Below are 12613 nucleotides of genomic sequence, written 5' to 3' on the forward strand. Positions count from 1 at the left end.
CTGTATAAACGTCATTACGCACATGAAAAAAGAGGCATCAACCCCGCACATCATCAATTCAATTTCTGAATTGCACCGGCTCTTACACCTGCCGAAACCGGAACATCCGCTGGTGAGCGTTATTGACCTCAGCGATGTGGCCTGTCATTTCGACGAGCGCATTAGCAGCTTTATCTACAATTTCTATTCCATCTCCATCAAGAAGAACTTTACGGGGAAACTGAGATACGGCCAAAGCTATTATGACTTCGATGAGGGAGTAATGACGTTTTTCTCCCCCGGGCAGGTGATATCGGCGGCAACCCCCGACGATATGGTTTTATCTGGCTGCTGGCTGGTCGTTCATCCCGACTTCATTCAAAATTACCAGCTTGCGAAGACCATTAAAGAATACGGCTTTTTTACCTACGCAGTTCACGAAGCCCTCCACCTGTCGGACAAGGAAGAAACGCTAATTTCGGGCATAATGGACCATATTAAACAGGAGTATCAGTCCGTGATCGACAGCTACAGCCAGGATGTGATCGTTTCTCATATGGACCTGCTGCTCAATTACGCCAATCGTTTCTACAATCGGCAGTTCATAACCCGAAAACAGGCAAGTCATGATCTTCTGACTCGCCTGGAAGAGCTGCTTACCGATTATTTTAATCAGGGAAGCGTGCAGGAATTGGGCCTGCCGACGGTTCAGTACATTTCGGAGCAACTGCATGTATCCCCAACGTACTTAAGTGATATGCTCCGGAAACTGACCGGGCAAAGCACGCAGCAGCACATCCACAACAAACTGATTGAGAAAGCGAAAGACAGCTTAACAACAACGTCGTTATCGGTTAGTGAAATTGCCTACCAGCTTGGTTTCGAATACCCACAGTCATTCAATAAACTCTTCAAGAGTAAAATGAATGTGTCGCCCCTGGAGTTCAGGCAATCGTTCAATTAAGCTGTGGCTGAGCTATTTTCTTATCGTTACATTACGGCCTGAACGCTACACGAAAGTAGGTTCATATAAAAACAGAAAACCCTCCTGATTCAGCGTTGAGCTACAATCAGGAGGGTTTTTCTGTTTATCTAAAATCCTTACTTCTGCTCGTATTTGTCCTTATAGGTCTTGTACAACCGTTTATGGCGGTCATCGAGGTTTACTTTACGCCCCTGAATGAACACCTGCTCAATCAGGTTGGTCCGCATATCCAATGCATCGCCCCTCGATACAAACAAGGTGGCCTGTTTGCCTTTTTCCAGGGTACCAATAAGGTTATCGACCCCTAAAATTTTGGCGGTATTGGACGTGACCATCTTTAACGCTTCTTCCCGGTCGGTTACGCCAAAGCCTGCGGCAGTGCCTGCCAGAAACGGCAGGTTGCGTGTCCGCCACCACTCGTCGGCATAACTCAGGCTGACCATCACCCCGGCTTTTTGCAAGATACCCGGCATCCGGTACGGTAAATCGACATCTTCATCTTCCCGGTTTGGCAGGCGGTGCAGACCACTGAGGATAACCGGAATGTTGTTCTCTTTCAAAAACGAAACGACGCGGTTGGCCTCTTCACCCCCTACGATCACCACCTTCGGCACACCCATTGCTTTGGCAAACGTAACCGCTTCGATGATGTCCTTGCCGTAGTCGGCCCGGATATACAAATTTTGCTTGCCCGAAAATAAACCCCGCATGGCCTCAAGCTTGAGGTTCATAGTGGCGTGGGTTGGCTGAGCGGCATAGGCTCTGGCATCGGCAAAGGTGGCCTGCAGGGCTTCGATGGCGGGTCCTCGCTTTTCGTTTTTCCGCACGATGGTGCTGAAATCTTCCAGGTTGAACTCGTTGGCAAAATAAGTGGGCCAGTTGAGCCAGATACCATCATCTTTCTTTAAAACGGCATCTTCCCAGTTCCAGCCGTCGGACATCATAATACTGGAACTTCCAGACACCGTGCCACCCTGAGGCATGGCCTGCGTGAGCAGAACCCCGTTGTTCCGAATGGTAGGTATCACCTCTGAATCGGTGTTATAAGCAATGAGCGACCGAATGTTTGGATTCAGGATACCGATTTCCTGCTTGTCGACAGTTGCCCGAACAGCACCCGTTTCCTGCAAGCCAACGGTCGATGCGGGCGAAATAATGCCCGGATAGACATGCTTCCCCGACACGTCGATCACCTCCACATCTGTCAGGTTCAGTTTCACCAGCGTGGCGTCGACAACATTGGTGATAACGCCATTCGTGAACAGCACGACCCCGTTGGGAATCACCTGTCCCGTTCCCACGTGCACCGTTCCGCCCATCAGCGCAATGGTCTTCGTCTGAGGCCTTGCCGGGGCAGGATTCTGGCCATAGCTCATCAGCGAGGCCAGCGTTAATATAGATATTAGTAGTTTTTTCATGTTTCGACTTGTTGTGGTTTTCAGCACTCGTAACTTGGTTTACAGCGAAAGAAAGCAGCCGTACCCTATTTATCGAATACTGACCCAATACCTTATTTTCCCTCCTGCCCTTCAGCCATAACGCCTTCGATATCCTCACAATGCCACATACGAGCCCGGCGTGGTTGGGGACGCGTGGTCGAAGCACCACCAGCTTTAGCTGTTAGCATCTTCTGAATGATACGGGCCCGCTCTGCCTGTAGCTGCTCGCGTTTCTGATCTTCGTCTTTCAGACTGAAATAGACGGCGCCATCAATCATGGTGATTTCAGGGCGGGCATAAATCGCCAGCGGATTCGCATTCCATAACACCAGATCGGCGTCTTTACCGGAACGGATACTGCCAAGCTGTTTGTCGAGGTGCAGCAGCTTGGCCGGGTTGAGGGTTACCATTTTCCAGGCATCTTCTTCGGTCATACCGCCGTATTCGATGGTTTTGGCGGCTTCCTGGTTCAGTCGACGGGCCATTTCGGCATCATCTGAATTGATCGATACAGTCACCCCCTGATTATGCATCAGCGCGGCATTATAGGGAATAGCGTCGTGCACTTCCATTTTATACGCCCACCAGTCGGCAAAGGAGGAACCACCGGCTCCGTGTTTGGCCATCTTATCCGCCAGCTTGTAACCTTCCAGGATGTGCGTAAACGTGTTCACTTTGAAGCCCAGCGAATCGGCTACTTTCAGCAGCATGTTGATTTCCGACTGAACGTAGGAGTGACAGGTGATAAACCGCTTATTGGCCATGATCTCGGCCAGCGCATCGAGTTCAATATCCCGTCGGGGTGCCAGGGCCGTGGCTTTTTCCTTGGCAGAAAGCTTGTTGTAGGTATCCCAGCTTTTAGCGTATTCTTTAGCCCGGGTAAAGTGATCAACGAACACCTGCTCAACACCCATCCGCGATTGAGGGAAACGGGTTAGCACATTCGGGTTCGGGTAATTGGCCTGCTTCACGTTTTCACCGAGGGCAAACTTGATAAAGCCATCCGCGCCTTTGATAAGCATATTGTCGCCCGACTCGCCCCACTTCAGTTTCACAATTGCCGACTGACCACCAATCGCATTGGCCGAACCATGCAGCAACTGCGACGTGGTAACGCCCCCCGCCAGCTGACGATATATATTGATATCGTCGGGGTTAATAACATCCGACATGCGCACCTCAGCCGAACTGGACTGGCCTCCTTCATTGATGGACAACAGGGCGATGTGTGAGTGCTCATCGATAATTCCGTTGGTCAGGTGTTTGCCCGTACCGTCGATCACCTTTACATCAGCCGGAGCCGTAAGGCCCTTACCCACTTTGGATATTTTACCCCCCGTAATAAATACGTCGGTATTGGTCAAAACACCATCTTTTTCATTTGTCCAGACGGTTGCATTCCGAATCAGAACGGTTTCTGCTTTGGGCTTTTGCGTATTCCCCATCCCAACAAAGGGAAACAAGACTGTTGCGGCCGTGGAACTGGCCGGTGACGTCGCCGTCGTGGAGGCAATGGCTGCCGTGGAGCTGATAGCTGTGGTTGAGGCCGGGGCATCGCCCGAACGAACCGCCGACCAGGTGATGGCTTTCCCATCCGGTGTTTGTCCATCGCCTTTCAGGTTCGTTGGCGACGTGCGGTAGCCCGTCAGGCGGGTGGTGCCGGGTTTTCTTTTGTCCAGTTGAACCTGCATCGAGATCAGATCGCCCGAAAAAGAGACTTTAGGCGTCAGCTTAAGGGTATCCGCTACAATCTGGTACTCTGGCTTATCGGGCGATTTACCCGTAATGTTCAGCTTAAGATTCGACTGCGAACCCACGGTCAGGTTCCAGACACCACGCAGATCGCCCGCGTCTTTGTTATTGACGATATACTGCTTACCCCGCATCCAGTTTTCAAAAATCACATTATCGGCGCTGAACAGGTTTCCCGAGGTGATAATGAAGTTGGCTAAATGACCTTTCTTCAGCGTTCCAATCTGGTCATCGGCCTTAATCAACCGGGCCGGAATGGTCGTCAGTGCTTCAAGGGCCGTTTGTTCGCTTAGCCCATTCTCAATGGCTTTGCGCAGATTGGCCCAGAAATCAGCTTTGTTGCGAAGTCCGGCGGTTGTCAGGGCAAACGGGATGTTGGCTTTTGCCAGCCGACCGGCATTCATGGGTGCCATTTCCCAGTGTTTCAGTTCGGCAAGGGCTACATTGTCGGCATCCCAGGCATCTTCCACATCATAGGGCTGTGGGTAATTGATTGGAACGATCAGCGAGGCACCAGTTGCTTTCACTTCATCGATCCGCTGGTACTCATCGCCTGAGCTACGAATGATGTACTGAACACCGAACTCATCCCCAATTTTATCGGCCCGCAGGATACCCAGTTTGTCATTGGCGTCGAAAATAGCGGGCAGGCTCTGGTTCCGGGTCAGGGCCTCCAGCGACAGGTTAGCCTGCTCTTTATTTCCCGACCGCTTATACCAGTCGGCATCGTAGAATGCCTGACGCAGCAGGGCCACAATTCCCATCATGGAGTTTGGGTACTGCTGGCCAGAGCTACCCTTGCTGAATGAATAGTGGGCCGTGGCATTGGGTTTGAGCACCAGCGTATTCTCCCGATCGTCGGCCAGAATAACGAGGGCGCCGGTTCCCCGGGCAATACCATCATTGGGGTGTGTCAACACAGCCCCAAAGCCTAACTTACGTAATTCATCGGCTTTTTTCGCATCGGCTTTGAACAGAACGCTGGCATCGTTTTCGGGCTGGATGGCCTGGTTCCAGTAGTATGCTCCCTTTTTGTTGGATTCATACTGAGGCACCCCTCCCCGGCCACCACCGGCACCGCGAGTCATTTCGGGCATGCCGTAATCCGAATCGATATCGACCAGGCCCGGATAAATTCGTTTTCCTTTAAGATCAGAAATGACAGTTCCGGCGGGTAAGTTTACCGATGTGCCAACGGCTTCGACACGACCGTTGCGAATCAGTAAGGTTGCATTGTTCAGCGTAGTTTGCGGATCGACGATGATCGTTGCATTGGTAAATGCATACAGACCAGGTCGCTCATCATAGACACCATTTCGCGGGAAGGTCGTCTGAGCTACAGCAGAATAAGCCAGACCAGCCGCCAAAAGTGCTGTCAAATAATGTTTTGTCATGAATTTTGTTGATTGGATGATAAGTAGGGTTAAGGCCCAAAAATACAAAAAATAAAGCCGCTTTAAGGCATTTATCCCAAATAATATTTTGCAACCTACGTCCTTAAAATAGGGATATTAAATGAAAAACCTGTACTTTGGAAAACAAAACTATCCGTTAGCTATGCGCTTAATTCTTATTTATGTCTGCCTGCTTTTATCAAGTCTTCCCGTATTCTCTCAGGAGCAGTCGGAGCTGATGAATCAGACTACCCGGGATCGAATCAATTTCAATAATCTGAATATCTCAAACAGCGCAACCCTTTTCACAATTAAAGGGCCGGCAGGTACATTACTGGGCAGTCCTTATCTGGATACAGCCTGGCAGGCAGGAAATGTGAAATTTTACCACAAATTAGGCGTCTCCCTAAAAGTTGACTCCCTAGCCGGTGTGCCAATTCGACTCGATCTGCTGGCAAATGAGCTGGAGGTACGAGCGGGCGCAACCGATATAAAAGCAATCAAGGCCCCCGACATTCGCTATTTCGACATGAATAATGCCTATAGCTCAGTTAGTCGGTATATTAATGTACAGGAATTTCAATCGGACGAGCGGCCAAAAAATGGTTTTCTTGAACAAGTCGTAGCGGGAAAACTGGGGCTGCTCCTCCACCCATCTGTACATCTTCAAAAAAGTAATTTTAATGTAGCTATGAATACCGGCCATAAAGATGATGAGCTACTAAAGAAAATGGACTGGTATGCCCTCCGGGGTAATCAGCTGGTAAAATTTTCGCCGGGCCGAAAAAGTATTCTTGAACTAATGGCTGATAAAAAAGAACCGGTTGACTTATTTCTAAAAAACAAGAAACCAGAACTAAAAACCCGGGAGGGACTTGCCATGGTATTTCTGTATTACAATACCTTATAAACCGACACTGATCACTTTGTACTAACTCTAAAACTCTCAAGCAAAAATATTCACTACTTTTGACTAATAATTGGTTACTAGAAGGGCTGGCTTTTGTTGCTTGATCGCTACAAATAGCCAGCCTTTTTTGTCAGATAACATACTCGCTTTCTGGTCCTATAATGCCTTCACATTAAGTGGGAACCCTCCCTTTCTGGATTTACCGAGCACCGGTCGGGATAATACGAAGAATGTGGGCAGAGGATTCATACAAAGTCGTTTCCGGGGCAAAAATCTATTATATACTGAAACGGAATACCGTTTTCATCTGACGACCAATCGACTGCTGGGCGGGGTCGTGTTTGCCAATGCCCAAACTGTAAGTGAGCAAAGCAACGGCCAGTTTGAGAAGGTTGTCCCGGCCATAGGAACAGGGTTGCCCATTAAAATGAATAAAGTGCCCCGGACCAACCTATCCATCGATTATGGTTTCGGCTTCGATGGGTCAAGTGGGCTGTTCTTCAATTTAGGCGAAGTGTTTTAACGGGGTACGCTACTACAATACCAATGAGACGCAAATATGCAAATTAGGGTACTTTTTCACTTTCTATACAGACTTCACTTACCGTTAGGTGCTTAAACTGGTTCTATTTCCTTATACAAGGTTAACTAATCAATTGCCGGAACAATATCATGATCCACTTAGGTAAAGCCAAAATTTATTCCGGCTAAAGGATTACTTATAGAATATTTATTAAACGGACAAGCCTTATCTACGTAAAAGTAATGTTATGTATAGTTAAAAAATTTACGTCAGGAAGTACGCATGAATAAATACCTAGATCAATTAATGAAACATAAGATTTTTACTCTTGTGTAAATTATATTAAAAATCATATTTAAAATTTGGTTAAAAATCTCATTTTGACAAAATATGATTTTTTCACAAAAGAATATTATTCTTCTATATTGTCAATAATTAAAATTATAATTTGCCATTTCAGCTTCTAGCCATAAATTTTTTATGATTTTCTCGTATCGTAGTTTTATGGAAAGAAACATGTTTTCTTAACCTAACACAAACAACTTATGAGAAAATTTATATGCCTGAGCATACTTTTTGTATGGTCTCTAAGCCTGACTGCCTTTGCGCAGGATCGCCGTATAATTGGTAAAGTAACATCAGCAGAAGACGGGTCTCCCCTGCCCGGTGTTTCGGTCGTTTTGAAAGGCACAACAAAGGGGACATCAACCGATGCCGGGGGTATTTTCGACATCTCGGTTCCAGCCACAAAGGGAACCACGCTTGTCTTTAGTTTCGTTGGCGTGGCCACACAGGAAATCCCCATTGGAAACCAGTCCGAATTAAATGTGAGCATGGTATCCGACTCCCGCTTGCTGACTGAAGTGGTCGTTACCGGTAGCGGGGTAGCCACCAGCAAGGCCAAGCTGGGAATTGCCGTTGAAAGTGTTTCGGCGAAAGATCTGCCCCAGACACCTACAGCCTCTATCGATCAGGCACTCGTTGGTAAAATTCCGGGGGCTCAGATTTCCTCCGTCAGCGGTAACCCCGGCGATCCGGTCAATATTCTCCTTCGCGGTATCAACAGCGTGCAGGGTGGCACTAAGCCGCTTATTATGGTAGATGGCGTGCAGGTGGCTTCCACCGACATTAACTCCCTCGATCTGAGCAACGTCGACCGGGTTGAGGTTGTCCAGGGAGCCGCTTCGGCGTCTATCTACGGGGCGCAGGGTGCCAACGGTGTTATTCAGGTCTTTACCAAAAAAGGTAAGAAAGGGCGAACAGCCATTAACTTCTCCTCCAGTTATTCGGCTAACCAATTTCTAAACACGGGTAACGTTCACAAAGCCGACTTACACCCGTATCTGACAGACGCCAATAACAACATCATCAATGTAACAACCGGGCAACCACTCGACTATACACAGTACGGGGCCATCGAGGGAATTTCGTACCAGTATGGCGGTGCCACCCGGTATGCCATTCAGGATATCCGGAACGTAGCCGATAAGCCCTACAATGCCAACCTGAAATACTACGATCACTTTAAACAGGTATTTCAAACGGGTAGTACGGTAAATAACAACATCAACATATCGGGAGCTTCGGAAAAAGCTGACTTCAACATTGCTGCATCGAACAACCATACTACATCGCCTATCATGACTAAGAATAACGGCTATGTTGACCGCAGCAACCTGTCGGCTAATATTGGTACGGAGCTATTCCGGGGGTTCACCATCCGTTCGACCACGCAGTTGGTGTACACTAAAAATACCCTTAAGCCGGGGCTTGGCGCTAATTTCGGAACGGGTAATGGCAGTGTAGGATCGGTTTACAGCTTTCTGAACACCTCCCCCTTCTTTGATCTGACACGCCGGTTGGCCGATGGCACCTACCCGGTTTACCCGACTGCCGATTTCCTGAGTATCAACGCCGGAAACCCGTACTATCAGGCAGCTTATACGGATGGGGTCAACAATAAAATTGATGTACTTCAGAATTTCAACGCCAATTACAAGATCAACAAGTTCGTGGAACTCGATGCCAAATACGGCATCAATTACCGCAACGAAACCGCCCGCTGGACTTATTATAATCAGACGCAGAACACCACCTCTGACTATTATAACTCCTGGTCAAGTAACTATGCGCCCGACAATAAGGGGGAGATCGACAACTTTCAGTACAATAACACTTTTCAGAACTTCCTGGGTACGGCCTTTATCCGCACCGATTTTCAGGACGATTTCCATTCAAAGCTACCCATCCAGACCAGCACTCAGATTTCATTCGACTACCGCAAGAACCGATCGAGCGAATATGATACCTACGGCCTGGGGTTGAGTACGGCACCACCATTCAATATTGCGGCTACCTCCTCACAGGCAGTGGCTTACGATAACGTAACGCCCTTCATTACCTACGGCTATCTGATTAACCAGAAAGTGGATTTTGGGGATTATGGCGGGGTAACGGCGGGTTTTCGCAGCGACTGGTCGTCGGCGTTTGGCGGGGGCTCAACGCCGTTCACCTTTCCGCACTTCGATGCGCACATTGCTCCGCTAACCTTCTTCAAGAACAGTAGTCTGGCGAATACATTACCGTATTTTAAACTGCGGGCGGCTTATGGGGAAGCAGGTATCCAGCCGGGGGCCTTTGACCGCTACCCGGTGCTAAGCCAGCGTAATTTAGGGTCAGGGCTGGTCTATACCGTTCCGACCACCACCCAAAACCCGAACCTGAAAGTGGAGGTTTCGAAAGAATTTGAAGCGGGGACAGATTTTACCCTGGGAGGCAGTGCGGGTCGTTCCTGGCTGAATTCGGTTTCGGGCTCCTTCACTTACTGGAAACGCTCCAGCGAAAATGTGATCTACACGGTGAGTGTACCGCCATCCTTAGGCTCGACGGGGCAGTTGACCAACGCCATCAATATGTCGTCGAACGGGGTTCAGTTTTCGCTGACCTTGCCGGTTTATAGCTCTAAGAACCTGAAGTGGGATTTCACAACCAACTTTGGGCATCAGATCTCGAAGATAGACGCCATTTCGGGCGGGGCCGATATTATTCTGACTTCGGCTGCGGGCAGCACAGCCCTGGTACTAACGCCCGGCCAGCCCATTGGCCAGGTATATGGCTACAAAACCCTAACCAGTCTGGATTTTACCAACCAGGAAGGGGTAAAATACATCACCGATGCCAACCGGGCCAACTATACGATGGTCGGCAAATATGTTGTGGATAAGACTACTTACCAGCCTCAATTCACCAATGAGACCTACCCGCTGATGAACCCAAACCCTAAGTTCAACGCATCGTTCATCAATGGCATTAGCTTCAAAAACTTTCTGACGCTGAACTTCCAGTTCGACTGGGTCTACGGCAGCCACCTGTACAACCAGACCAAAGAGTGGATGTACCGCGATGGGATTAGCGGTGATTTCAGCACGCCGATTACAATTGATGGCAAGACTGGGGCTTACACCGCCTATTACGCGGGTGCTTATTATGGCCTTTGGGGAAGCACACGGGGGGCCGGTAACAACGCGACCAAGGACTTCTTCGTAGAAGATGCCTCGTTCCTTCGGCTGCGGAACATTTCGCTGGCCTTCGACGTCGCCAAAGTGGTCAAACTCCCCTATTTCAACCGGGCGCAGATCGTTTTCACGGGCCGCAATCTATTGACCGTTACGAAGTATACGGGCTACGATCCGGAAATCAGTTCAGGATCATCGAACTCCTCGTTCGACCGGGGTGTCGATCACAGCACATTACCGAACATCAAGTCCTATCAGGTGGGTCTGAACTTCGGATTCTAATCACTTACGTTATAAGACGTAGTCTATGACGCTCTCTGACCGTCAACCAGGTACTGCTTTACGATTGACTACTGACAACTTAATTTCTTTTGAGATGAAACTTCTTTCTAAAAATAAAATTTTCTCCACGGTACTATTCTCGACCCTGATGCTGGCCGGGGTGTCCTGTAAGGAACAACTGGACGTAGGTAACCCCAACGCACCAACCGTTGCGGCCAACGTGAATACCGAAGCAGGGCTGATTGCCTTTGCGCAGGGCGGTGTGTATATCAATGGCTTTTTGAACGGCGACGGCTGGCTGGGAAACAGCTATTTTTCGCTGCCCATTGGGTATAGCGAACTGATGGCGGATAATGTAGGGGCCGATGCCTCCAACAACCAGATTACAACGATTGGCGTACCTGATTACATCATCCTGGACGACGGCACCAAGGTAACAAATCCAGCACCGCAGGTGAGCATTATTCGATCGTACAATAGCCGGGCCGCTACGGGGGCGGGGAACAACCCACTCTATTACCAATGGCTGAATATGTATGCCCTGAACAATGTCTGCAATCAGGTTCTTGATCTGGTCGGCACCATTCCGTTTACCGGAGATGCTCCCAGTAAAACCAATACCATTAAGGCCTGGGCCTATTGGTGGAAGGGGTATGCTTACGCGTCGATAGGTTCTATGTATTATGCCGGTCTGATTGAAGACAAATCCGGCGTGACAAATGGCGACTATGTCTTGCACGATGCGGTAATCAACCAATCGAATACCTATTTTAACCTGGCAGCCACAACCCTGACGGCTATTACCAACACCGCCGATTATCAGGAAGTGATCGGGCAATTGATTCCCACCTTCAACCAGGTTGGCAATGGCGGAGTACCCACAATCGACATGTGGAAACGGAATATCAATACGATGCTGGCCCGCAATCTCCTTGTCAATAAACTGGCGCCGTTCGTGAATGGTAATCCGTCTGCAACAATCGCTAAATCATCGACCACAACTATGACAGCCGCCGATTGGACCAGTGTGCTGACGCTGGCTACTGCCGGTATCCAGAAAGGGGACGTTGTTTTTACGGGTCGCAGTACGGCCTCCAATGCGTTCTTTTCACCGTCGGGTGGTACGGTTGCCTCGTTGGCAACAGGCGTTAATACGTCCACGACCTTCAAAATCAGCGAACGGTTCATTCAGGCGTTCAACGCAGGCGATAAACGACTGACGAATAATTTCAATACAGCCACGACGTACAAAAATAACTATACGTTTACCACCCGATACAGCATCACAGCCAATGGCAACGGGGAACCCGGTGTGTATGTGTACGGCACTAAAGACGTAGGCGCTTATGAAGTGTACATGGCGGGTAGCTACGAAGAAAACGCGCTGATGCTGGCCGAAGCCAACATGCGTTTGGGTAACCTGGAAACGGGACTGGGTTTTGTCGATGCTGTACGAACGTACCAGGGTGCCGGCGTGGCGGCTGTAAAAGGAACAGGGTTGAGCTTGCCGCAAGCCCTGACAGAGCTGACTAAGGAACGGCGGGTATCGCTGTTTGGCCGGGGTTTGTCTTATTATGATAACCGTCGGTGGGGATGGACCTACGACATAGCAAACGGGGGTGGCAGCTATGGGAACACCCTGGTTACAACCGCTGGCGCGATCAATAAGAATGTGACCATCAATTATAACTTCATGGATTATTGGGATGTGCCAGCCGATGAAGCCGTGCTGAATCCATCGACATCGGGTGTAGTGACCAAAAACCCGAATTACTAATCTTGTTGCAAAACTGAAAAGCGTGTTTCCGGGGGATACAGTACACGCCATGTCTTG

At 49.1% G+C, this 12613-nt stretch carries 7 protein-coding genes; 5 read left to right on the plus strand and 2 right to left on the minus strand.

Annotated features, from left to right (window positions below):
• Positions 1-22: 22 nt before the first annotated feature.
• Positions 23-943, plus strand: a complete 921-nt coding sequence (locus ACYVK4_RS16470) for a helix-turn-helix domain-containing protein (RefSeq protein WP_461128614.1) — start codon at positions 23-25, stop codon at positions 941-943.
• A gap of 137 nt (positions 944-1080) precedes the next feature.
• Here the strand turns inward: ACYVK4_RS16470 and ACYVK4_RS16475 are convergent, their stop codons facing one another.
• Positions 1081-2382 carry an amidohydrolase family protein gene (locus ACYVK4_RS16475; RefSeq protein ID WP_461128615.1) on the minus strand — a complete coding sequence of 434 codons (1302 nt, stop codon included), beginning with the start codon at positions 2380-2382 and terminating at the stop codon, positions 1081-1083.
• Between the two features lie 92 nt (positions 2383-2474).
• Positions 2475-5549 (minus strand): amidohydrolase family protein, encoded by a 3075-nt coding sequence (locus tag ACYVK4_RS16480; RefSeq protein ID WP_461128616.1) that lies wholly within the window; start codon positions 5547-5549, stop codon positions 2475-2477.
• Positions 5550-5712: 163 nt separating this feature from the next.
• Here ACYVK4_RS16480 and ACYVK4_RS16485 point away from each other — a divergent pair, with 163 nt between their 5' ends.
• The 4 genes from ACYVK4_RS16485 to ACYVK4_RS16500 all read left to right on the plus strand — a co-directional run bounded on the left by ACYVK4_RS16485 (position 5713) and on the right by ACYVK4_RS16500 (position 12556).
• Positions 5713-6459 (plus strand): hypothetical protein, encoded by a 747-nt coding sequence (locus ACYVK4_RS16485; protein WP_461128617.1) that lies wholly within the window; start codon positions 5713-5715, stop codon positions 6457-6459.
• Between the two features lie 127 nt (positions 6460-6586).
• Positions 6587-6982, plus strand: a complete 396-nt coding sequence (locus tag ACYVK4_RS16490; protein WP_461128618.1) for a hypothetical protein — start codon at positions 6587-6589, stop codon at positions 6980-6982.
• Positions 6983-7527: 545 nt separating this feature from the next.
• The gene (locus ACYVK4_RS16495; protein ID WP_461128619.1) at positions 7528-10779 is read left to right on the plus strand and encodes a SusC/RagA family TonB-linked outer membrane protein; all 3252 of its coding nucleotides are present in this window, start codon (positions 7528-7530) and stop codon (positions 10777-10779) included.
• Positions 10780-10873: 94 nt separating this feature from the next.
• Entirely contained in the window at positions 10874-12556 is a 1683-nt protein-coding gene (locus tag ACYVK4_RS16500) for a RagB/SusD family nutrient uptake outer membrane protein (RefSeq protein ID WP_461128620.1), read from the plus strand.
• Positions 12557-12613: the final 57 nt, after the last annotated feature.

Source organism: Spirosoma aerophilum (assembly GCF_054782495.1).